The organism is Brevibacillus sp. HB1.3, from assembly GCF_013186635.1.
Classification (GTDB): Bacteria; Bacillota; Bacilli; order Brevibacillales; family Brevibacillaceae; genus Brevibacillus; species Brevibacillus brevis_D.
In genome coordinates this window covers 206,890-228,749 of sequence record NZ_JABMIT010000008.1, presented here as the reverse complement: position 1 = coordinate 228,749, position 21,860 = coordinate 206,890, and the positions used below count along the sequence as shown (strand labels likewise).

The 21,860-nt window shown below is 47.4% G+C and carries 27 protein-coding genes and 1 riboswitch; of the genes, 18 read left to right on the top strand and 9 right to left on the bottom strand.

Annotated elements, in window-relative coordinates:
- Positions 1-106: 106 nt before the first annotated feature.
- Positions 107-292: riboswitch (Lysine riboswitch) on the bottom strand.
- A gap of 84 nt (positions 293-376) precedes the next feature.
- Positions 377-871, bottom strand: coding sequence for a DinB family protein (locus tag HPY31_RS19730; protein ID WP_172142109.1), 495 nt, complete (start codon positions 869-871; stop codon positions 377-379).
- 168 nt (positions 872-1,039) lie between these two features.
- Here HPY31_RS19730 and HPY31_RS19725 point away from each other — a divergent pair, with 168 nt between their 5' ends.
- Positions 1,040-1,597: a CGNR zinc finger domain-containing protein gene (locus HPY31_RS19725; protein ID WP_172142108.1), complete on the top strand. Its 558-nt coding sequence runs from the start codon at positions 1,040-1,042 to the stop codon at positions 1,595-1,597.
- Positions 1,598-1,628: 31 nt separating this feature from the next.
- Here HPY31_RS19725 and HPY31_RS19720 read toward each other — a convergent pair whose 3' ends face one another.
- Positions 1,629-2,006, bottom strand: a complete 378-nt coding sequence (locus HPY31_RS19720) for an inositol monophosphatase family protein (protein WP_172142107.1) — start codon at positions 2,004-2,006, stop codon at positions 1,629-1,631.
- A gap of 103 nt (positions 2,007-2,109) precedes the next feature.
- Positions 2,110-2,274, bottom strand: a complete 165-nt coding sequence (locus HPY31_RS19715; RefSeq protein WP_172142106.1) for a hypothetical protein — start codon at positions 2,272-2,274, stop codon at positions 2,110-2,112.
- A 178-nt stretch (positions 2,275-2,452) separates the two neighbouring features.
- Between HPY31_RS19715 and HPY31_RS19710 the strand changes: the two genes are divergently transcribed.
- The gene (locus HPY31_RS19710; protein WP_172142105.1) at positions 2,453-3,205 is read left to right on the top strand and encodes an alpha/beta fold hydrolase; all 753 of its coding nucleotides are present in this window, start codon (positions 2,453-2,455) and stop codon (positions 3,203-3,205) included.
- Here HPY31_RS19710 and HPY31_RS19705 read toward each other — a convergent pair.
- The 3 genes from HPY31_RS19705 to HPY31_RS19695 all read right to left on the bottom strand — a co-directional run bounded on the left by HPY31_RS19705 (position 3,183) and on the right by HPY31_RS19695 (position 4,661).
- A complete protein-coding gene (locus HPY31_RS19705) occupies positions 3,183-3,581 on the bottom strand; it encodes a hypothetical protein (protein ID WP_172142104.1) in 399 nt (132 codons plus the stop codon). The two genes, HPY31_RS19710 and HPY31_RS19705, sit on opposite strands and share 23 nt — an antisense overlap.
- Positions 3,582-3,617: 36 nt before the next feature.
- A complete protein-coding gene (locus HPY31_RS19700; protein WP_172142103.1) occupies positions 3,618-4,142 on the bottom strand; it encodes an ImmA/IrrE family metallo-endopeptidase in 525 nt (174 codons plus the stop codon).
- A 72-nt stretch (positions 4,143-4,214) separates the two neighbouring features.
- Positions 4,215-4,661, bottom strand: coding sequence for a helix-turn-helix domain-containing protein (locus tag HPY31_RS19695; RefSeq protein WP_172142102.1), 447 nt, complete (start codon positions 4,659-4,661; stop codon positions 4,215-4,217).
- A 180-nt stretch (positions 4,662-4,841) separates the two neighbouring features.
- On the opposite strand from HPY31_RS19695, the gene HPY31_RS19690 reads away from it, so the two are divergent.
- From HPY31_RS19690 to HPY31_RS19665, 6 genes are all read left to right on the top strand, one after another.
- Positions 4,842-5,036: a BhlA/UviB family holin-like peptide gene (locus HPY31_RS19690; protein WP_012684855.1), complete on the top strand. Its 195-nt coding sequence runs from the start codon at positions 4,842-4,844 to the stop codon at positions 5,034-5,036.
- A gap of 224 nt (positions 5,037-5,260) precedes the next feature.
- Positions 5,261-6,244, top strand: a complete 984-nt coding sequence (locus HPY31_RS19685; protein ID WP_253901880.1) for a homoserine kinase — start codon at positions 5,261-5,263, stop codon at positions 6,242-6,244.
- Positions 6,245-6,262: 18 nt separating this feature from the next.
- Positions 6,263-6,724 carry a GNAT family N-acetyltransferase gene (locus HPY31_RS19680; RefSeq protein ID WP_172142101.1) on the top strand — a complete coding sequence of 154 codons (462 nt, stop codon included), beginning with the start codon at positions 6,263-6,265 and terminating at the stop codon, positions 6,722-6,724.
- Between the two features lie 120 nt (positions 6,725-6,844).
- On the top strand, positions 6,845-7,777 hold the full coding sequence (locus HPY31_RS19675) for a hypothetical protein (RefSeq protein WP_172142100.1): 933 nt from the start codon (positions 6,845-6,847) through the stop codon (positions 7,775-7,777).
- 192 nt (positions 7,778-7,969) lie between these two features.
- Positions 7,970-9,136, top strand: a complete 1,167-nt coding sequence (locus HPY31_RS19670) for a dicarboxylate/amino acid:cation symporter (RefSeq protein ID WP_172142099.1) — start codon at positions 7,970-7,972, stop codon at positions 9,134-9,136.
- 153 nt (positions 9,137-9,289) lie between these two features.
- Positions 9,290-9,751 carry a hypothetical protein gene (locus HPY31_RS19665; protein ID WP_172142098.1) on the top strand — a complete coding sequence of 154 codons (462 nt, stop codon included), beginning with the start codon at positions 9,290-9,292 and terminating at the stop codon, positions 9,749-9,751.
- 105 nt (positions 9,752-9,856) lie between these two features.
- On the opposite strand, the gene HPY31_RS19660 is transcribed toward HPY31_RS19665, so the two are convergent.
- The gene (locus HPY31_RS19660; protein WP_172142097.1) at positions 9,857-10,294 is read right to left on the bottom strand and encodes a Dps family protein; all 438 of its coding nucleotides are present in this window, start codon (positions 10,292-10,294) and stop codon (positions 9,857-9,859) included.
- A gap of 86 nt (positions 10,295-10,380) precedes the next feature.
- Here HPY31_RS19660 and HPY31_RS19655 point away from each other — a divergent pair, with 86 nt between their 5' ends.
- From HPY31_RS19655 to HPY31_RS19645, 3 genes are all read left to right on the top strand, one after another.
- Positions 10,381-11,013 carry a molybdenum cofactor guanylyltransferase gene (locus tag HPY31_RS19655; protein WP_172142096.1) on the top strand — a complete coding sequence of 211 codons (633 nt, stop codon included), beginning with the start codon at positions 10,381-10,383 and terminating at the stop codon, positions 11,011-11,013.
- A 292-nt stretch (positions 11,014-11,305) separates the two neighbouring features.
- Entirely contained in the window at positions 11,306-11,470 is a 165-nt protein-coding gene (locus tag HPY31_RS19650) for a hypothetical protein (protein ID WP_172142095.1), read from the top strand.
- Positions 11,471-11,608 carry a hypothetical protein gene (locus HPY31_RS19645; RefSeq protein WP_172142094.1) on the top strand — a complete coding sequence of 46 codons (138 nt, stop codon included), beginning with the start codon at positions 11,471-11,473 and terminating at the stop codon, positions 11,606-11,608.
- Between the two features lie 52 nt (positions 11,609-11,660).
- On the opposite strand, the gene fdhD is transcribed toward HPY31_RS19645, so the two are convergent.
- On the bottom strand, positions 11,661-12,458 hold the full coding sequence (fdhD, locus tag HPY31_RS19640; protein ID WP_172142093.1) for a formate dehydrogenase accessory sulfurtransferase FdhD: 798 nt from the start codon (positions 12,456-12,458) through the stop codon (positions 11,661-11,663).
- A gap of 402 nt (positions 12,459-12,860) precedes the next feature.
- On the opposite strand from fdhD, the gene HPY31_RS19635 reads away from it, so the two are divergent.
- The 7 genes from HPY31_RS19635 (at position 12,861) to HPY31_RS19605 (ending at position 20,236) form a co-directional block, all read left to right on the top strand.
- The gene (locus tag HPY31_RS19635) at positions 12,861-14,135 is read left to right on the top strand and encodes an L-lactate MFS transporter (protein ID WP_305793571.1); all 1,275 of its coding nucleotides are present in this window, start codon (positions 12,861-12,863) and stop codon (positions 14,133-14,135) included.
- Between the two features lie 53 nt (positions 14,136-14,188).
- A complete protein-coding gene (locus tag HPY31_RS19630; RefSeq protein ID WP_007722503.1) occupies positions 14,189-14,554 on the top strand; it encodes a Na-translocating system protein MpsC family protein in 366 nt (121 codons plus the stop codon).
- Positions 14,555-14,748: 194 nt separating this feature from the next.
- Positions 14,749-17,097 carry an FdhF/YdeP family oxidoreductase gene (locus HPY31_RS19625; RefSeq protein ID WP_172142091.1) on the top strand — a complete coding sequence of 783 codons (2,349 nt, stop codon included), beginning with the start codon at positions 14,749-14,751 and terminating at the stop codon, positions 17,095-17,097.
- 42 nt (positions 17,098-17,139) lie between these two features.
- Positions 17,140-18,399, top strand: a complete 1,260-nt coding sequence (locus tag HPY31_RS19620) for a molybdopterin molybdotransferase MoeA (RefSeq protein ID WP_172142090.1) — start codon at positions 17,140-17,142, stop codon at positions 18,397-18,399.
- 3 nt (positions 18,400-18,402) lie between these two features.
- Positions 18,403-18,918 carry a molybdopterin-guanine dinucleotide biosynthesis protein B gene (gene mobB / locus HPY31_RS19615; RefSeq protein WP_172142089.1) on the top strand — a complete coding sequence of 172 codons (516 nt, stop codon included), beginning with the start codon at positions 18,403-18,405 and terminating at the stop codon, positions 18,916-18,918.
- A 130-nt stretch (positions 18,919-19,048) separates the two neighbouring features.
- Positions 19,049-19,537 carry a DUF2199 domain-containing protein gene (locus tag HPY31_RS19610; RefSeq protein ID WP_172142088.1) on the top strand — a complete coding sequence of 163 codons (489 nt, stop codon included), beginning with the start codon at positions 19,049-19,051 and terminating at the stop codon, positions 19,535-19,537.
- 162 nt (positions 19,538-19,699) lie between these two features.
- On the top strand, positions 19,700-20,236 hold the full coding sequence (locus tag HPY31_RS19605; protein ID WP_172142087.1) for a pyridoxamine 5'-phosphate oxidase family protein: 537 nt from the start codon (positions 19,700-19,702) through the stop codon (positions 20,234-20,236).
- Here the strand turns inward: HPY31_RS19605 and pdxR are convergent.
- Positions 20,214-21,656: a MocR-like pyridoxine biosynthesis transcription factor PdxR gene (pdxR, locus tag HPY31_RS19600; protein ID WP_172142086.1), complete on the bottom strand. Its 1,443-nt coding sequence runs from the start codon at positions 21,654-21,656 to the stop codon at positions 20,214-20,216. The two genes, HPY31_RS19605 and pdxR, sit on opposite strands and share 23 nt — an antisense overlap.
- Positions 21,657-21,860: the final 204 nt, after the last annotated feature.

Sequence of the window (21,860 nt, the reverse complement as noted above, 5' to 3'; positions counted from 1 at the left end):
TTGCACGACCTTTCTTGATTTTTGAGAAGGAAGGTCGGAAATTAAAAAACCGCCATAGCCAAAAAAATGGCATAGGGCGGTATCATCCAATCCCCACCAAGCCTTCACTGAAGATAGCTCACCACGTTTGCTTGGCATGCAAACGTGACAGTTCTGCCCCTTTCGAGTACAGCCCCAACCCAATCGCACAGAGACGCGATATGAGCTTCGGCGGATTTTCCTTACCTGGAGTCATTGATTTTCTCTGAATCTCGTACAGGATGATATAAAAGCCGCGACCTCTATCCTCACCGTGAAAGATGAGGATAACATGTATGAAATTATGTGATTTATCAACTATAAAGGATTGTTCGGGATTAATCAATGTGAAATTTTGTTATTCAAATGAGCGTCTGGCAGGCCAGGAGCCTTGCAGCTTGCGAATTTGGACGATTTGTCCCGTATGAAACGCATCATGCAAGACAAGACTCAGTACGTTTTGGTAAATGGGTGTATAGGTAGCTATCTGGTCTAACTCTTCATCCGTCAGCAAGGAAAGCTGTTCATGAATGTGGCGGTGGACGCTTTCCATACGCAAGAGGGTAGCTTGCCAAGCGTCTTCGTCATCGGGTCCACCCGATGGGGTGAAGGTATCATCGTTCGTCTCAGCGGAGCTAGGGAATTCGGTGCCCAAAAGACGATGCAAGAGGCGTTCTTTGTAATAAAGAAGGTGGCTGACGTTTTCCCAGATGGTGTTGGCTGCTTCTCCCACAGGGCGCCAGCTAGCCTCCGCTGCTGATACTCCGGAAAGCACTTCTTTTAGGGGTGGATACCAGTCTTCCTTGTCATACGCACATTCCCATCCGTGCAAAAGCAATTCCTTCCGATTCATACGCTTCCTCCTCGTCTGTGAAACAGATTGATGAAACGCTATAATAGCAATAAGAAACGGGTATGTAACTAGCTAATTGACTTACGATAGTTACGAATAAAGATTACCATATCCTGTATGGTCATACAAGAGAGAAAAATGAAGGGTTTCGTCAGGAGAGTGGATGGCATGGACTGGCTTTGTATTGATTTCTTAAATAGTGATTGGCGGGATTGGCGCGGTTCTGGTCGTTGGGAAAATCGCCTGGAGAACCAGGAATGGCTGTCATCCTTTTTGCAAACATACAAGCTAACCGCTCCGCTGCCGATGAATGAGGCGTATGCCGCGGCTCTTTTGCAATTGCGGGAGCGTTTGAGACGTATGCTGGAAGCCGTTGTCCGTGGAGACCGATTCCAAGAGGAGGACCTTGCGGAATTGAACAAAGTGTTGGCTCTCGCCCCTTTTCATACGCAGGTGTTGTATGTAGATGAAGAGGGCGGCTACAGGCAAAAGCAATCCAGCCAAGCAGAGGGCTGGCCTCTCGTCATGGCACAAATTGCGGCTTCTTTCGCAGAGCTGCTTGCCCCGCAGCATCTGGAGCGAATCAAAATATGTGACAACGAGGATTGCCGCTGGGTGTTTTATGATGAAAGCCGCAACCGGGTGCGCCGCTGGTGCGATGACAAAATGTGCGGAAACCTGATGAAGGTGCGCCGTTTTCGTGAGCGGAAAAAGGAGAAAGGGTGATGCGCATAGGCTCACCCTTTTTATCTGTTCGTTATGAAGCCGGGGTCAATTGGAGCAGCCGAGGGAAGATGGTCGAGCCTGCTGCTACGATGCCTGTGCTTTTCCAGCAAAAATCATTCCCCTGTGTATCCGTAATTTTGCCTCCGGCTTCCTGGACCAAAAGAGCACCAGCCAGCCAATCATACACCCCTTCACCGTATTCCCAGTAACCGTCGAGTCGACCGCACGCCACATAGGCCAGATGAAGTGATACCGCGCTTTGCATGCGGATGGCAAAAGCATCTGGCATCACTCGCGTCAAGGAATTCGCTGTATACTTTCCGACCAAATGGTTCATCGGCTCGGAGGAAGCAAAGAGCGTCCCTAGAATGCACTCACTCAGCTGCGATTTGGATGTGAACGGCTCCATCGATTGCATCCATCACCCAATAAGGACTTGTAAATTCAGGCTTTTCCTGTGCAGCCAGATCGAATTCGGCGTCAGAGAATTGATAGGTGGGGAACCGCTCGGATTATGAGCGCTTTATTCGAGCTTCGACCACGGGATGCACCTCTTCAAAGCGTTTAGCCATTGCTTCCTTGCTGTGGCAAGGCGCGCCTTTTTCAAATTCCACTAGCAGCTCCAATCCAGCACTTCTTACCAGTTCCTCGCAAAATTGCACATCCTGTAGGTTCATAACAATTCCCATCCCTTCTCTTTTTGGCGAAAATCAAGTAGTATGTTTGAATACTACTAAGTAAAAATCAGTTCGTCAACACTACGGAAATGTCGAGATTCACAATTTATGCACATGTGCAGCGTGTTTGAGACATAATAAGTAGCATCATACATAGGGGCGGAAACGGGGTGGTAGGATGAGTCAAGCGCGTAAAAAATGGTTTCAGGCACTCGTATTGGTGACACTTGCAGCGATTTGTCTGGCTATATGGTATTTGCAGCCATATCAGCCCGATCAGGCAGCACTAACGGCTATGCAAGGCGGTGAAGGGATAACGGTCATGGATACGAATGACTGGATTATCTTCCAAGGCGGGGAGTCACGCGAACCGGGACTCATCTTATATCCGGGAGCACTCGTTAAACCGGAGAGCTATGCACCGATTGCACGTGCCTTGGCAGGCTCCGGCTACCATGTTTTTCTCGCACGAATGCCGCTAAATTTGGCTGTGAGTGATATGACGAGAGCCACACAAGTATTAAACGCGTACCCAAATAAAACGTTTGTCATCGGAGGACATTCACTCGGTGGTACTATGGCAGCTCAATTCGCAGCAAACCACCCGGACCGAATCAACGGCGTGTTTTTACTGGGAGCGTATCCGAACAGTCAGGGGAACTTGAAGAAGGTGAATTTGTCTGTGCTGTCTTTGCTCGGGTCTCGCGACGGTGTTATTAATATGGAAAGGTTTGAGGAGAGCAAGCAATATTTGCCGGAGCGTACGGTGTACATGACTATAGAAGGGGGAAACCACTCGCAGTTCGGAAGCTATGGATCGCAGGAGGGTGACAAGCCCGCTGCCATTACTCCGCAGGAGCAGTGGCAGCAAACGGTGGCAGCAATCAAGGATTGGCTGCTTAATGATGTCACGATGATGAACGTGGAATAATCCCGGATACCACACCTGTAATGCGAATATTTTCCGAGGGGAGTAGCATGGGCGTGTCTTGCTCGCGGGTGGTAGTAAACAGACATTCTAATGGATTGACGTCTGCTGCGATGCGTACAAGGAACTGCCCCTCCTGTCGGATCAACACAGGTCTGTCTTTTACAGGCTCCATCGAAAAGTCTGAGATCAAGAGGGCATCTCCAGGAAAAATACCGAGACCACTAAGGCCTTCATCTCGCATGATGAGAGCAAAGCGGGCCACGTGATAGCTGGCTACCTGCAAAGAGGGTAACAGCGACAGCTCCTCGTCTTGTTCCAAGGCGAGATCAAAAAAATGAGTCGTGTATGCATCACCAGCAATAAAGACTCGTTTCATCAGGTATCGCCTCCTGCATAAAAATAATGTCGTCATTTACCCATAGACAGGAAAACCTTTGGCATACATACGGCTCAGTATGCGCTCAAAACGGGCACGGGCAAGAGGCATCGGCACCTGAAAGCGCTGAGCCAACACAGCCGGAGCGTTGTATCGCGAGCAATCGGCCAAAAGGGGGCTCATCATGTAAATGGGAAGCAGCAAATGCTCGGCAAAATGATTTGCCTGCGATTCTTGCCAGTCAATCATCCATTCGCTACTCTGGGGCTGAATGCCTTCGTGAAGAAGCAAATGTCCGAGTTCATGCGCGATTTTTACCCGCTGGGTTGCCAGATCGAGGCGCTCGTCCACCGCAATGACAAAACGTCCCGGCGAAAAGGGGTGCGCGTGTGTACGACTCCTGCCGCAAATGTGATGGATCTCGATTCCGTACGTCTCGCATAGCAGATGCAGATCGATTTGTTCGGGCGAATCGATGCCGTGATGTTGAAGCAACAAGTACACGCGACTCTCGAGCCATGTTTGCGGTTCGCAGATTTCTTGCAAAAGGGAGTGAAGCATCAAGGACCTCCTAGATGAATGGTAAAGAACGTACGTTCTGTTTTTGGTTGAAAAGAAAACCCCGCACTGGGGTTATTTTTTTTTGATGTCTTCCGTGATGTCAAACAAAGAAGGAGGGCGTTCCTCGCGTACTTTACGGACTTTCCACTGTTTCTTCAAGTCGTACCAGTAGCGGCGAATTTCTTTTTTCTCCTCTTCTGAAGCGTCCAGATACCCGTCTAGGAAATAGTAGTCGTCGGGGTCATCGATCTTTTCCTGCAAGAGCTCGTCCAACGAACGTTGATTTATCTCTCCTGTTGCTGGGAGAATATAAGCCGTGACTTCATCTGTGCGGCCCAACAACCAATCGGTCGTGACGTCCAGCACATCAGCCAATTGCCGCAGCATGTCATTCGGTGGTGTGCTGTGGTTATTCTCGTAGTTACTGATCGTCCCCTTGGTCGTGCAGACATGCTCTGCCAACTCTTCCTGGGTCAGACCTTTTGTCTTACGAGCTGTGCGTAAGCGCTGAGATAGCATGAGCGTGCCAGTCCTTCCTGTGAGGATGTACAAGCCTATTGTACTAAATGAGAGGGAAAAAGAAAAGTATGGATAAAAATTTTGCCCTCAACGAATTATGTACAAGCCCTTTGTACAAAATACAGATAAGAACGATGCGGGGGCACTCGTTCTGTACAGTGACAAAAGGGGAGATCAAACATGGAAGATCAAGTAACAACCGTATTACTTCAGCAAGGGCCATTTGCTGCTTTGTTTGTCTGGTTGTTGTTTTATATTATGAAGGCAAATCGCGAGCGCGAGGGGCGACTGCAAGACTTGCTGGACAAATACAGCGACAAATACGATCTGATTCTCGAAGAATTGCGAGAGATCAAGGGAAAAGTGAGGAAATAACTCTTTTTGACATCAAGCCTTCTGATGAGCGTGACGAATACAAATCCATTACTTATGTTGCCCGATTCCTGGAAGAGCTTATTCAGTAAGGGGGACAAATCGTCGCAGCCTGTACCAGACCTTGATCGGCCATTAGCCCTTCAAGGTTCTTTTTTATTGTGTCCTTTTCCCGATTCACACGTCTTCCATAATAACTCACCAATACTTGGCAAAAAAGGAGCAGCATGACTATGCATGTACCCGTCGTCTACTCAACGATCTGTGAAAAAGCATTACAGAAAGTACTTCAGGAAGCATACCCAACCGAACAAATACAATCCGTTCACTACATGCTTCGAGGCATGAACGATACGTACCTCGTGAAGACGAGCGATCAAAAACGAATATTCAGACTGTATCGCAGTGATTGGCGAACAGAGGAAGCAGCAGTCGCGTTCGAGATGGAGCTGTTGCTCCATTTGAATAAACAAGGAGTACCTGTATCTGCGCCAATTGCAGACGGCTCAGGCAAGCATGTGTTGAGACTGCAAGCAGCAGAGGGCAATCGCTTTGGTTCGTTGTTCACTTTTGCTGAGGGTAAGGAGCAAGAAATGGATACCGAGGAACTGAGCGAACGATTCGGCAGAGCCGTTGCGGAGCTGCATGTCAAAGCAGAAGGCTTTTCCACACAGCAAGCTCGCGAGGTGTGGAACGCCAAGACGCTAATTCATCGCCCGTTAGCCATCATCGAGCCACGTCTGCAGCATCGGAAGGAAGATCTTCAATTTCTCCAAAGGCTGGCGATGGAGCTGGAAGCCAAGCTGAACGAGCATATCCGTGCCGGACTCGACTGGGGGATTTGCCACGGAGACCTTCAAGGGAATTTTAATACGAACTTTTGTGAGGACAACACCTATACCCACTTTGATTTCGACCTGTGCGGATATGGCTGGCGGGCGTATGATCTGGCTGCTTTCAAGCTGAGCCGAATATTGATCGAGGAAGATGAGGAACTGGTGGAGTCGCTATGGAATGCTTTTCTAAAAGGATATACCGAGGTTCGTCCCTTATCTGAAAACGATCAGGCAGCGGTGCCGCTCATGACAGGCATTCGCCAATTGTGGCTAATGGGGCTGTGCATGCATGATCCTCATATCATGGGTAGCATCGATTCGGATGATGCTTTCGTGAGTGAGAAAATGGAGTTTTTCAAAAAATATTTCGCGTAAGAGAGGATTTTTCCAAACATGCGCATTGAACAGCTACAAGCAGATAGCCGTTACCTGAAGGAAATCGTAGAACTATGGAATCAAAACGCAATCGAAACCGCAGAATACGAGCTAACAGATGGAGAAATGGCAGGCATCGAACAGCAGGTGGTTCAATATTGTCGGTCGGCATACGGAGTCGTACATATTGCGCTCGACGATGACGACCAGCTTGTTGGTTATGGACTTGCCTCCTTGAAAAAAGAGATGGTGTATGAAACTTACTCGGGGCACGTAGATGAACTGTATGTGGCTCCACCATATCGTAAACAAAAAGCGGGGCAAGCGATTTATCACAGCTTGAAAAGCTGGCTTCTCGCGCAAGAAGTTTCGCACATTCAAGTGTTTGTGGATGTGAAAAATGAGTCGGCTCAAGCTTTTTGGGAGAAAACCGGATTGGAGAAAGAGTTTTTCGTCATGTCGGAAGAAGAGGAAGAATGAAGTGGATTATAGGTAAGAAGGTTACAACTAGAAGCGTTTTGCAAAGCGTTGTCAGAAAAGCATATGTCCCGAAGTCAATGATAGGTAAGCCATACATTGACGAGAAAGAGGGAGAAAAGCATGTTACCGTACATCGGAAGTGGCGCGTACTGCTACGCAAATTCTTCAGCTATGCTTTTGGAGACAATTGGGGAGAAGGTATCGCCTGCTGTACTTGAAGTACTCTCTGGAGTAGGCATCGGGGCGATGTGGCATGAGGAGCAGAAAGTCATTTATTTCGGACAAGAGATTCCAGATCGTGGTGTAAGTCATGCGTTGGAGCTACTAGGATTTCGCTGGACGGAAAAGTCAGCGGATGCTGAGGGAGAGCCACCATTGGAGGAATTACGGCGTGATATGGAACATGGGCCCGTTTTGCTCGGACCACTTGATATGGGCTATTTGACGTATAATCCGAATGCAGCTTATTTGGGAGGAGCTGACCATTTTGTTCTCGCCTACAGGATGGATGAGCAAGAAATCTACCTGCATGATCCGGCAGGATTCCCTTTTGTGAGCTTGCCATTGTCCCAATTTGTCTTGGCATGGAAAGCCGAAAAAATCTTCGATCGCCTCTTTTCTTATCACTACTGGACAGCACCAAAGCGTGTAGGCAGTCCGTCAGAGGAGGAACAAGCTGCAAATGCCCTCCGTTTATTCCAAGGGATTTATCAGGAAAGTGCATCGGCTAAACGAAACGCTTCGGTCCTATACGGAAAGGAAGCGATCTTGCGGGTAGTCAAGCGGATCGAAGAGGAGGGCGGACTCTCCCCAGCAGAAATTGGTCATCTCTCCTATTTTGCTTTCCAATTAGGTGCGAGGCGAGCCATGGATTTTGCTGTGTTTTTCTCGAAGCATGCACCAGAGCTGGCGGCAATGAAAGAGAGGCAGGCAAAGCAATTTGGACGTTGTCACACACTGATCGTGGAAAAAAATGAGCAGGAGCTAGCGAATGCTATGCGCGTATTGGCAGACATCGAAGAGGAATTTCGCCAGGTGCTTTGCGCCAAATAAGAATCGTTCCCCCAAGTGAGTAAGTAACGCTCATTGGGGGTTTCTTTTTAATTTGAATATTATTACTTTTTTACGATTCATGACAATCTCATCCCGAATATGTTACCTTGTTATTCATCAGTCCGCGTAAAAGAGACAAAGTCCATTCCACGTGGACATCATTTATTAATACTAAACGGAGGTTCAATATTGATGAAAAATCTAGGTTTACTACCCAAAATCCTGATCGCTATTGTCCTTGGGGTCGGAATCGGCTCTATTTCGCCGATTTGGGTTGTGAAAGGATTGGCTACATTTAGTGGCCTGTTTGGAAATTTCCTCGGATTTGCGATTCCGTTGATTATCATTGGATTTATCGCGCCAGGCATCGGTGAGCTGGGCAAAGGCGCAGGGCGGTTGCTTGGGGTAACCACAGGGGTTGCTTACCTGTCGACGATCCTTGCAGGAACGCTTGCTTATTGGGTCAGTGCGAGTATTTTTCCACACATTCTTGAGGTAGGTGGATTGGTGAATCAGTATGCCAACCCGGAGGAAGCATTAGTGAAGCCATTCTTTACTGTGGACATGCCGCCGATTGTAGGTGTGATGACAGCATTGTTGCTCGCCTTTACCCTTGGTCTTGGAGCGACTGTCATCAAAGGGAACGCCCTGCAAAATGTAATGGTAGACTTGAGAGATATCGTCGAGAAGCTGATCGCTTCCGTCATTATCCCGTTGCTTCCCTTCCATATCCTGTCTGTATTTTCTAATCTGACCTATGGTGGACAAGTCACCATGATTTTGTCCGTATTCGTGAAAGTTTTCGTCATGATTATCGTCTTGCATCTATTCTATTTGTTCGTGCAGTACATGATAGCAGGCCAGATGGGACGCAAAAACCCATTCACGCTGATAAAAAATATGCTTCCCGCTTACTTCACAGCGATTGGAACACAATCATCTGCGGCCACCATTCCTGTGACACTCAATCAGACCAAGAAAAACGGTGTGAGCGAAAAAATCGCGGACTTCGTCGTTCCACTCTGTGCAACGATCCATCTTTCCGGAAGCACGATTACGCTTGTCAGCTGTTCCATGGCAGTCATGATGCTAAATGACATGACGACATCCTTTAGTGTGATGTTTCCATTCATCTTGATGCTGGGCGTAACAATGATCGCAGCACCAGGTGTGCCGGGTGGTGCAGTCATGGCAGCACTTGGATTGATGGAGACCATGCTTGGATTTACTACCACGTTGACTTCGTTGATGATTGCTCTGTACATCGCGCAGGATAGCTTTGGTACCGCTTGTAACGTAACGGGTGATGGTGCGATTGCGGTGATTACGGATCGATTGAGCGAGGGGAAGGCAGCTTAAAATAGGCTGGAAAGATGAATGGGAAAATAGTCCCGTCTTTACGTTGAGGATTTTGCCACTTAAATTCCCCCGTTTCCAATTAGTGAGAATTATATTATCATTGGATATAATTCCATCATTCTACTTTTTGCGAAAAGGGGAATACATAACGCAATGTTTAACGAACGGAAAGCGTTACAAATGACATTGCAGGCCATGCTAGAGCAGCGTATGGCACTGCGTCGACAGTATGTCGATCAGGACAAGCAGTTGGGAGCTGACATCAAGCAGCTTTTGAGCCGCATTCGCGAGCTGGATAACGAAGTCGGGATCGGAGACGAAGAAAATCCAGACGATGTAGCTATATCAACAGAGGAATTTTCAGATGACTTGATGAAGCGAATGAAAGTGAGAAAGGCGCACATTCGTCATGATTATGTGGAAGTTGCGAAGCACATCGAAAACCTGTTACGGGAAGCAATGTCTCCAATGTCATTGGCTGATCTCTGCTCCGTGTTGAAAGTACGGCACCAGGTAGAGTTTGCTAGTCCCTACATTGGTGTACAGAAGTCATTAAAGTATTTGCCCCAAGTAAAAGTAGAAAAGGACGGGCGGAAACTGATTTTTTCACTCTAGCTCTAGGTAACTAGGGGGCAAAAGGCAGTTTCACGGGAGGCAAGACCCAAAAAGAGGCGATGTGCCTATGCACAATCGCCTTTTGGTGTCTATTGATTTACATGCTTATTGTAAGAAGGACTTGAGCATCCAAATGTGTTTTTCCAGGCTGCTGCGGATTCCCAACAGCATATCGGCTGTCCCTTCATCGTCGGCTTGGTCTGCCGTTTCCATAGCTAGCTTCAGTTCATCTACGAGAATGGAGAAGTCTCTCGCGATCGTTTCTACCATTTGCTCAGCTGTTTCGTTTCCTTCTGCTTCAGTGATGCTTGCTGTGTTCAGACATGCAGCCAAAGTCGCTACAGGCTTTCCACCGATGGAGAGGACTCGTTCAGCGAGGGTATCAAGATTCGCTGCTGCTTCGTTGTACAATTCCTCAAATTTTGCGTGGAGCGTAAAGAAGTGCGGTCCTTTTACATTCCAGTGAAAATTGTGTAGTTTCGTATAGAGCACTGTCCAGTCTGCTACTTGTTTATTTAGAACGCTGTAGAGTGTGTTTTCCATGAGAATCTCTCCTTATTTATAATTATTATTTGTTTAAACTTATTATAAACTAATAAGGATTATTGTCAACACCCGGGAGGAAATTTATGCAGCAGCTGCGTATCGGTGCGGTTATTTTAGCGGGCGGAAAGAGCAGTAGAATGGGCTCGCCAAAGCAAAAATTACCGTGGAGAGACGGAACCTTTTTAACAGAACTGATAAAGGAAGTACAGGCGGTTGGCTTGTCTTGCTTCATTGTAACGAACGATTTTTCGGGCACTCAAGTGACACAAAAGGAACAAATTGATGAACAGCCCGTCACAATCACACCTGATCTGGTACCATCCTGCGGTCCTGTAAGTGGGCTGGTTACCGCTTTTCGTGTAAGTTCAGAGGATGCTTTGCTGGTGTTGTCCTGCGATCTGCCATTTATGGATCGTGTACAAATAGCCAAACTTATTGAATTTGCCAGGGAGAACAACGACTGGGATGTGATTGTCGCCCAATCAGAGGGACGAATCCATCCATTATGTGCAGTGTACCATCGGAGAACACAGAGTAATTGGGAGCAGGCGCTATTGAATGGACAGCGAAGATTGATGCGGACTTTAGATGAACTGCGTGTGTTGCCCTTGCCTGATGAATGGTTGGACCCTTGGGCTGTCTTTAATGTCAACACACCTGAAGAATACGAACAGGCAAAAAGTGAAGAAAAACGCAGAAAGACAGGACATGCTTGAGACGTGTCCTGTTTTTTGTTTGGAAAAAAGGGGCTTTTCATAGAGGGCTATCATACAAGCGTTTCTCTGGACAAACCGTATGAATAGTAGTGATGGCGAATGAAAGGAGGGAGCGCAATGACAAGAAAGTGCAAAGAACAGGGCAAACACCACGGTCACCACTGTTGTTGCAAAAAACCCGACAAACACGATCACCACGGCTGCTGCAAAAAACACGACAAGCATCACGACCACCACGGCTGCTGCAAAAAACACGACAAATATCACGACCACCACTGTTGCTGCAAGAAACATGACGATTACTCCGTGCCTCACTGCTGCTGCAAAAAACACGATGAGCCGCATTGCTGCTGCAAAAAGCATGAACATTGTCACGGTCACTGCTGTTGCTGTAAACACCATGATTGCAAATGCTTTGAAAAACATGACCACCACTGTTGCAGGAAGTATGAAATAGATGATGAAGACGAAGAAGAGGATGACGACGAAGACGAAGACGAAGATGATGACGACCACTGCAAGCATCACAGTAAGAAGCATTGCTGCTGCAAATAACAAATTCCCACGTACAAAGAACAAAAGCCCGAGAGGTTAACTCGGGCTTTGAGATTACCAACAGCCTGTCCCGCTTTTGCTTGATAGCTCCTTTAAAGCAGAAGAATTCTTTCAGCTTGTGTATACACGTTCATTTTGTCATTGCGGATAAAACCGACTGCGGTGAGCTTCAGCTCATCTGCCAATTGCAGGGCGAGGTCAGTTGGAGCTGACTTGGACAAAATGATGCCCGCACCAATCTTGGCAGCCTTGAGCAGCACCTCAGACGAGATGCGTCCACTAAATACTAGAATTTTGTCCGTGGTGGAAATGTTATCTCGCAAGCATTTCCCATAGATCTTGTCGAGTGCATTGTGACGCCCGATATCGGAGAACTGAAGCAAAACTTCGTCCGGTGTACAGAGGGCTGCATTGTGGACGCCACCTGTTTGGCGGTGGATCTCAGACGACGCTTGCAATTCCTTCATCAGGTGCATGCATTGAGCAGGGGTGACAGTTGTTGTGTTTTCAACGGGCTTTGCTGTGCGCGCATCGCTAAAAAAGTAAAAGGATTGTCTGCTTTTTCCGCAGCAGGAAGTAATTCTGCGTTTGGAGTAAAAGCTCTGCGACAAGATCGTTTCTTTATGCAAATCAACGTAAGCAAACCCTTGGGCCTCATTAATCGTAAGCTGTTTGATTTCTGAATAGCTCTTAATGACACCCTCGGCTGCGAGAAAACCGATGACCATTTCTTCCAGGTCGGCCGGGGTGCATACGATTGTAGCGAATTCCTCATCATTGAGGAAAATCGTGAGGGGGTACTCAGTAACGATTTCGTCGTCTTCCCAGCCATGTTGGTCAGCCGAAATTTTCAACACGGGCAATCGGGTGGTGATGGTTAGCTCGGACATACTGGCCTCCTTTTTGTCGAAATTATGAAGTTTTCATGGCTATTTTGTGAGGAAAATATTGTCGAGTGAACGCTTACATGGTAGTATACTATGTGAGATGAAAAGTGTCATAAAATTTTCGTCTTTCCATGTATTCATAGCGTAAGGACAGATTGACACGGAGCAGCGACCCTGCCACCGATTATTTTGTAGCCTTGCAGCGAATTACATAGTGAACACAATGCTTGTTGATGCTGATGTAGCGTTCCTGCTGATGATTAACTGCTGTGTTTCATCGTAGCCCTTGTTTCCATTTATAGGAGACTTGGGTGAGTCGGTGAAATCAGCAGTTTTTCTTTTTTTCGAGAAGGCTGCTGATGGATCCACAGTATGCTAAAGACCACTACAAAGGAGATGAATGATTTGGAACAAAAAGTGAAAAACCGCTGGCTCATCGCGTTGGCTGCGGTAGGCATCCACATCTCGATTGGGTCGGTATACGCCTGGAGTGTATTCACCAAGCCAATTACCGAGCAGTTTGGCTGGGACTTGCCAGACGTTCAATTTACGTTCAGTATTGCGATCTTGTTCTTGGGACTGTCTGCTGCCTTCCTCGGTCATTATGTCGAAAAGCACGGCCCGCGTAAAGCTGGTATTCTCGCATCTATCTTTTTCGGAATAGGAACTGTCGGGGCTGGCTTGGCGATTCAATTGAGCAGCTTGCCTCTGCTGTACTTATGTTATGGAGTGCTGGGTGGTATCGGACTCGGGGTAGGCTATATTACGCCAGTATCGACCCTGGTCAAATGGTTTCCGGATCGCCGTGGTTTAGCGACAGGTCTTGCCATTATGGGCTTCGGCTTTGCTTCCATGATTGCCAGTCCGATTATGAACGCTTTGATTGCCAATGTAGGAATCGCGAACACCTTTTATATTTTGGGCATTATTTATTTTGTTGTAATGTTGGCTTCGGCTCAATATTTAGCTCCACCTCCAAAAGGCTGGGTACCGGCTGGATTTTCCGCTGAGGGAACGGTTGGCAGCAAGCAAATCAAAAAAGATTTGTGCCAATTGACTGCCAACGAAGCGATCAAGACACGCCGTTTTTACTTGCTGTGGCTGATGCTGTTTATTAATGTGACTTGTGGAATCGCCGTTATTTCGGTAGCATCGCCGATGGCGCAAGAAATGGTGGGGATGTCTGTCGGAACAGCAGCGTTGATGGTAGGGCTAAACGGCTTGTTCAACGGTGGGGGACGAATCGGCTGGGCGTCTCTGTCTGATTTCATTGGACGACCAAATACGTACACAGCTTTCTTTGTTATCCAAATGGTATTGTTCTTCCTGTTGCCGAATCTGTCCAATCCAATCCTGTTCATGGTTGCGATGTTCATCATTATGACCTGTTACGGCGGTGGCTTTGCATCCATTCCCGCGTACATCGGTGACTTGTTTGGAACGAAGCAATTGGGCGCGATTCACGGCTATATTCTGACAGCATGGGCTGCTGCCGGCTTGGCAGGACCGATCTTTGCAGCATGGGTTCGCAAGACGACAGAAAGCTATACAGGAACAATGAGTGTTTTCGCAGGAATGTTCGTTGTCGCTCTGGTGATCTCGCTATTAGTCCGTCTGGATATCAAAAAACTGAAGGAAGAAGCCAAACAAAGAGAAAAGTCTGTTGAATTGGCTAGTTAATCAATGGTAAAGTTTAAGTAGAGAATGATTTGAAGTAAAGGTGATTTTCCTCGATGAATAAGTTCGAAGCAGAATTCAGTAATTTGGTCAGGGCTTTCCGAAAGCGCCATATGGGAAAGGGACCTAGCAAGATCAGCACCACGTTCTGCAAGAACTGGGCGATCTGCGAGATGGAAGGCAACCTTTCTCCGGTGGAAAAGTTCATCGCCACTTCGGAAGACGGAAAGCAGACATTACGAGCTGCCCGAACCGAAATGGTCAAAGAGATCTATCGGAAACACCAGCCAGTTGACATGGAAGCGTTTCTTGGAGCAAAACTCGTTGATCTATTCGTCGATATTGACATTGAACGGGATTTTGGAATGTCGATCTTTGTATTTGATCAAGACATTGAAAAAAGAATGAAAAACGAACCGTAAGTCTAGACGAAGCAGCGTTCCTGTTCACCGGCTTAGACGCAACGGAATTCGCGAAAGCAAACACGAAGTTGAGACTAGGTAGCGAACCTGCCGTAGACAACCACCGTGAACACGCTCTTTTCCTATAGGACAAGGGACGGTTTCATGGTGGTTTTTTCGTCTCAATGGAGTTTATTAGAGGGGAGATAAAAGAAATGGGCAAGACCAAGCATGGCGGACCAATTAAGCTGGATACTTCGTGGAAGCCTTCCTTATGGGCTTCACTGATGCCGATGGGACTCGGAAAAATCAAGCCGCATCACATTCGCGATACGATGAAAGTGGCCTATGACAATCGCGATAATTTGGGGTATGCCTATCGCATTTTGACCCAAGGGGTATGCGATGGCTGCGCTCTCGGCGTATCTGGACTCTACGATCAGACGTTGACTGGTCCGCATTTGTGCACCACGCGCTTGAACGTGCTGCGTCTCAATACGATGTCTGCGATGGATCCAAAATGGTTCGAAGATGTACGGGCGCTACAAAAGTTATCCAGCGAAGAATTGCGCAAGCTGGGAAGAATCCCGTATCCGCTGTCCAGAAAACCTGGAGAAAACAAGTTCACGCGCATTAGCTGGGATGAAGCGCTGAACCGCATTGCGAAAAAAATCAAAGACATCAGCCCAAAACAACTGGCCTTTTTCTTGACCGCTCGCGGGATTACGAACGAGGTATACTACACGGCAGCTAAAATGGCTCGTTTCCTCGGAACCAACAACATTGACAATGCATCACGTATTTGCCACTCGCCGAGCAAGACCGCATTGAAGCGTTCGGTTGGGATTGGTGCATCGAGCTGTAACTATCAGGATTGGATCGGTACTGATGTGCTCGTATTCTGGGGCTCTGTTCCAGGTAACAACCAGCCTGTATCGACGAAATACATGTATGCTGCGAAAAAAGCAGGAACGAAAATCATCCTGATCAACCCATACAGAGAGCCAGCGATGGAGAAGTACTGGATCCCATCTGTACCAGATAGTGCTTTGTTCGGAACGAAGATTGCGGACGATTTCTATCAAGTGAATATTGGCGGCGACATCGCATTCATGAACGGCGTGATGAAGATATGGTTCGAGATGGAGGAAGCCAAACCAGGTTCTGCGATCAATCATGATTTCATCAAGGAGCACGCGAACGGAATCGAAGAGCTGCGCAAGCATGTGATGAATGAATCATGGGACAAGATCGTCGAATCCTCGGGTCTCAGCCGCGAGCGTATCAAGGAATTCGCGGAGTTGCTCGCTAACTCTAAAAATGGTGTATTCGTATGGAGTATGGGTTTGACCCAGCACAAATTCGGTACGGACAATATTTCTCAAGTAGCCAATCTGGCCATCCTTCGTGGATTCTTGGGTCGCAAGCACACTGGTCTTATGCCAATTCGCGGACATTCTGGCGTACAAGGCTCTGGTGAAATGGGTGCCGATCCGTTCAGCTTGCCAGGTGGAGATTTTGAAGAAAAATCCTGGAACCGCATCGAAAAGCTCTGGAACTTCCCCATCCCGAAATGGCAAGGAGATATCGTCGGTATTTCTTTGGAAAATGCAGTGTTGCCAGATGGACATGAACGCAAGACCAGATTGTTCTATACGAGTGGCGGCAACTTCCTGGAGACGATGCCAGATCCGGACTTCATGCAAAAATGCTTGGAGAGCATAGAAGTTCGTGTACATCAGGACATCATTTTCAATACATCTACGTTGGTGGATGCGAAGGAAGAAGTCATCGTACTGCCAGCGATGACTCGCTACGAGCAGCCGGGTGGCGGTACTTCGACAAGTACAGAGCGTATGGTTTACTTCAGTGCCGAAGTGGAAGGGCCACGAATTGAAGAAGCTCGTTCGGAATGGGAGATTTACGTTGATCTGGCGGCACGGGTAAATCCGGAGAAAAAGCATCTGATGCACTTCTCAAGCGCAGCTGAAATTCGCGCAGAGATTGCCCAGGCGAATCCGAACTACGATGGTATCCAGCATCTGAAAAACCGCGGAGATGTTTTCCAATGGGGCGGTGCATGGTTGTGTGAAGGCGGCGTATGCCCGACACCGGATGGCCGAGCGAATCTGATTCCGATTGAGATTCCGGATTTGAACAAGCCAGAGGGACACTTCTATGTAACGACTCGTCGCGGTAAGCAGTTCAACTCGATGATTTATAGCAAGAAAGACCCGTTCAACAATGCGGACCGTTATGATATCCTGATCAATGCAGAGGATGCAAAAGAACTGCGCATTGCAGAAGGCGAAAATATCGTCGTTTACAATAAATATGGAACGTTCCAAGGACGTGCCAAATTCGAGGACACCAGACGCGGAAATATTCAAGTACACTGGCCGGAAGGGAACGTACTCATTCCGAAGGGTGTATACGAGACATACGCAGGTATTCCCGAATACAATACAGCCGTGAAGGTTGAAAAAGCGGACACTTTCCACGCCAATAAAGATTTGAAATACGTGGAGAGAGAAGTAGAAGATTTGGAAGTAAACGTCGGCTGACGAGCTGCAGCAATGGGTGGTCAAGATTAGGGGGAACAAGCCATGCGTTTTTCGCGACAAACAATCTCGGTTGAGGAAGCGATGAGCAAGCTTTTGGCAAAAGTAGTAACAGGGAGAACGGAACAAGTGCAGATCGGGGAGGCATACGGGCGGATACTGGCCTCTGATCTACATGCAACATACGATTTGCCGCACTTTGACCGCTCGCCGCTGGATGGGTTTGCCGTGAGAGCTGCGGATACGGTTGGGGCCTCCGTTGACCACCTGATTACACTAACAGTGCTAGAGACGGTTGCGGCCGGGCAAGTACCTTCTAGAGAATTGAAAAAGGGCTACGCGACGCGGATCATGACAGGTGCGATGATGCCTGCGGGTGCAGATGCGGTCATCATGTTTGAGCAAACGCACAACCTAGCCGAAGAGGCTGATACTGTACGGATCAAGCGGGAGATGAAGCCTGGGGAAAATGTATCGCGTCGCAGTGAAGAGATGGCCAAAGGAACGATCATTGCCAAAACGGGTGAACGGATTAACGCAGGTACGCTCGCCAGCTTGGCTACGTTTGGCTATTCGCAGGTCGAGGTGTTCTGCAAGCCGCGTGTCGGTCTGATTTCGACTGGAAGCGAGCTGTTGGAGATTGATCAGCCGCTTGCTCCAGGCAAAATTCGCAACAGTAATACGGTGATGCTAACTGCCTTGATTGCCGAAGCAGGGGGCATCCCTGTTTCGTTTTCGAGATTGCCGGATGATCTGGCAGTGGCGAAGGAGAAAATTACTGAATGCATGCGGGGCGTGGATCTGGTCATTTCAAGCGGTGGTGTGTCCGTTGGGGATTTTGATGTGATCGCGGCTTTAGTAGATGAGCCTGAGGTAGAGCTTTTGTTCAACCGGATCGCGATACGTCCGGGAAGTCCGACGACAGCCATGCTCATGGAGGGCAAGCCGTTGATTGCCCTATCAGGGAATCCGGGTGCCTGTTTCCTCGGGTTTGAGTTATTTGCGCGAGCAGCCATTCGTCGCATCTCGGGAGAAACCCATGTCGTACAACAGGTGATTAAGGCGAGACTCGGCGTCGATTATACGAAGCCTTGTCCATACCCACGTTATCTGCGAGGGAAGCTCCTCGAAAAAGACGGGGTTTTGCACGCAATCCCTGATTTCAATGAAAAGGCAGGGAATCTGGGGACGTTGAAGGACAGCGAATGCTTTATGATCATACCAGCCGGGGGAAGCGGGAAAAAAGCAGGAGAGCTGGTTGATGTGCTCACGCATGCAACCCCAACCTGGCGAAGAGAGGGATAGCAGATGGTCAAGCCACCTTGTGTTTTGCAGATTGTCGGTTATTCGAACAGTGGCAAGACGACGCTGCTCACCAAGCTCATTCCGATTCTCGAAAAGGCAGGGATAAGAGTTGGGGTCATCAAGCATGATGGCGGACACGATTTTGAGTGGGATCAGCCAGGGAAGGACACTTGGCGTTATCGTGAAGCCGGGGCCTCGCTGGTTGCGATCACATCCAAAACGAAAACGGCCATCGTGGAGCAAAAGCCGCAGGAGTTATCCGTCCTGATCCAGCGCTTGGCAGATGCCGGGGCCCAGCTCGTTTTGGTAGAAGGCTTCAAGCGTGAAGGCTATCCCAAGCTCGCTTTGCTTCGCAGGCCAGAAGATGAGGAGCTTTTCTCGATCGTTACTCATCTGGTAGGGATCGTAGGTTGGACGGACAAGCGTCAGCCGGGGTTACCCTTTTTCGATATTAATGACATAGACAACGTAGCCAATTTTGTAAGGGAACGGGTTTCCGTTTGGTATTGTCAAAACTGATTAGCAACATTGAGATCATTCCAGCTAGATTGGGGATGATCTTTTTTTGTAGCATGGGAGATGATCCATGTCATGAAATATGTGGTAATGTAAATAAAAAATCGGCGAGAAATGATAAGGAGCAAAAGAGATGAAATGCCCTCACTGTCACAACGAATTAAATGAAATTCCTTTCTGTTACGGAATAGAAGCGCCACATTATTTTTACATGGTACCAGAAGAGAAACGAACAGAATTAATAAAAGACTTTTGTGTAATTGATGAACAGTATTTCTTTATGAGAGGACACATTGAAATACCAATAATAGATAGTAATGAGAAATTTATATGGAGTGTCTGGGTGTCTCTTAGTGAAGAAAACTTTTTGAGATCGAATGAATTGCTACAAGTAGAAGGAAGAGAAAAGGAAGAACCTTATTTTGGCTGGTTATCGACTGAGCTTTCCGTCTATCCAGAAACCACCCTATCCTTAAAGACATGGGTACATACACAAAAAGTTGGTGCGGTTCCCTTAATAGAATTAGAGCAAACGAATCATCCCCTTGCAGTTGAGCAAAGAGAAGGGATTACAATGGAGAGAGTGAAAGAAATTGCCCATTTCATCAATCATACGGAGTAATAAGAAAATGCCTGCTGCCGGGATGTTCCGGCAGCTTTTTCGTTTTCTCATGCTTTAGACAATAGATTATGGATTGCTTTAATCAGGTTGTTTTGGACGTATATATTCACTCCAATGGCTGATAAACTTGCAGCATATTTCAAAATAATAGGAGTGATAACAATGGGTGGAGTGCGTTACAAAATGAGAGAAGTATTGGATAAGAGCAAGATTGAGACATTTTTGCAGCAAGCTAGAATCGGACATCTTGGAATGGTTGATGGTCATTTGCCGTATGTTGTTCCGCTCAATTTTGTTTGGACAAATGGGAAGCTTTATTTCCATGGTGCCACCGGCGGGAGAAGAAATCAGGTTGTGGATGCTAATCCTGAGGTCTGTTTTACAGTTTGTGAAGAATATGGAACGATTACTGATCCGGTGCCAGCTAAGACGGACACAGCGTATATGAGTGTAATGATTTTTGGCAAAGCTGAGCCTATTGTTGATCTGGATGAGGCTACACACATGTTACAAGAAATGATGAATAAGTATGTGCCAGGCTACTATAATCGGCCTTTACCCAAGCAGCACGTAGACAAATACCGTTCAGCAGTATTCGGTGGTCCGGTTCAGGTGTACCGAATAGATCCACAGCATATCACTGCGAAAGAAAATCCAATAGAAGAAGAAAAATTGTTCAAACCTGGTAAAACCGTGTAATCTCTGCAAGACGAAAAATGCCTTCTTCAATGGTGGATTCATCTACTTTAGCAAAACCCAGCACCCATCCTTTTCGATCACTTTTCAAACAATACTTGCTAAGCGGATAAACACGGATTCCATTTTCAAGTGCGAGGATCGTCGCGGCTTCTTCATCAAACGATTGATCAGCTTCAAGAAGGATATGCAATCCTGTTTCTACGCCGCTTAGTGTGAAGCGCTCGCCGAGACCTGTCGTGATGATGGCCTTCGTCATGGCTTCATGTCTGCGGCGATATACATTTCGAACCCGTCTCATATGGCGCATGAAATGACCATGCTCAATAAAATGAGTAAGCGTTAATTGCTCCATAATCGGAAGATGCCGATAGGTTAATTCATGGACTTGGGCGAGCTGGCGAATGGCCTCTTTGGGACCAACGATTGCTGATATTCGTATACCGGGAGCAATCATTTTGGAAAAACTCATCATATACAATGTGTTCTGAGGTCGCTGACTGAACAAGGTTGGAAGTGGGTCGCCGCGATAGCGAAATTCGCTGTCGTAATCATCCTCAACAATCCAAAACTGCTGCTCGGCAGCCATGTGTAACAATTGTTGCCTGCGAGGTTCCGACATAATGACTCCAACCGCACACTGGTGCGATGGTGTAACATAGACAAGCTTGGAGCACGGATGAATCTGGTCTACGCATAACCCGTACTCGTCAACTGGAACGGAGATAACTTGCATACGCCGATACTTCATTGCCATCCAGGCAGCAGGGAAGCCAGGATCTTCTACAGAAACGGTATTCCCTTCATGTAAAAGGGCTTGGGCGATCAAATCGATGCTATGCTGGGCACCTGAGGTTAACATGATTTGATCGATATTTACATGAACGCCCCGTTCAAGTGACAAATAACGTTGAATCTGTTCTCGTAGCGGCTGGTATCCATAGGCATTGCCATAAGCCCAGCTGTCCAGATTCGTTTCTGTGGAAGCCTGTAAAAACGAACGTCTCCAAATCTTTTGAAAATGTTCGTCCAAATATGGCTCATGGGGACTGAAATCGACCTCAACCTTTTGACGATCTTTGTCCCCGAACCAACCGTGCAAATGACCGACTGTAGCGTTTAATAAAGGCAATTCGGGAGGGACAGGTCCTTTTGGCGCAGCATCCTCTGAAGGACGAGTGGCATAAATCCATTCGCTAACTCTCGTTCCACCGCGGCGAGAGGTGACAGTGTAGCCGCGGCTGAATAACTCCTCATATACAATCTGAATGGTTGAACGGGAAACGCCAATTAAAGAAGCGAGTTCGCGGGAGGGTAGTAGCAATTCACCCGGCTGCCATTTTCCTGAGGTAATATTATGGATCGCTTGGTCCAGCAGTTGCTGCCAGATTGGACGTTCGTCATCTCGGTTTACGGTTAGCATTCATTCACCTTCACTATTTTGGGTGGAATTTAATAACAATCCATTGGTTGCTATGCTATCATGGCAATCATTTTTTTTGCAACAAGACGGTTGGGGAACGACTTTTTCTTAGGGTGTTTGCGATTGTCACAAATCGTTTCGATTTCCTGTGACCAGAATCACATGTGTATCTGTGAACCTCCCGTACACTTGAAATAGAGAAAG